This window comes from Mesorhizobium sp. M1A.T.Ca.IN.004.03.1.1 (assembly GCF_003997555.1).
GTDB lineage: Bacteria > Pseudomonadota > Alphaproteobacteria > Rhizobiales > Rhizobiaceae > Mesorhizobium.
Map to the genome: position 1 here is coordinate 1 of NZ_RZTV01000956.1, position 242 is coordinate 242.

A 242-nucleotide genomic window follows, 5' to 3' on the forward strand; every position below is an offset into this window, starting at 1 on the left:
GCCGCCCAGATAATCAACGAAAATGCTTTCCCACTTGATGCCGGCAAGAGCAAAGAAGAGTGCGACCTTGTAACAATTCCCCGAGAGAGCGAAGCAATGGAGTTTGAAGTCAGGCATGAAAAGCTCCTTCCAAGGGAACATTCGGCCGCTTAAGCCCGCGCGTCGGCTCCGTACTTCAAACTGCTGCTGGTTTCAGATCCACAAGCGCCTTGATCGGCAGATGGTCGGACGCGACGCGGGCG

Annotated in this window: 1 pseudogene; it reads right to left on the bottom strand. The window is 55.4% G+C overall.

What is annotated here, in order from left to right:
- Positions 1 to 117: pseudogene (locus tag EOD29_RS37725) on the bottom strand (glutathione S-transferase); the annotation flags it as partial.
- Between the last annotated feature and the right edge of the window lie 125 nt (positions 118 to 242).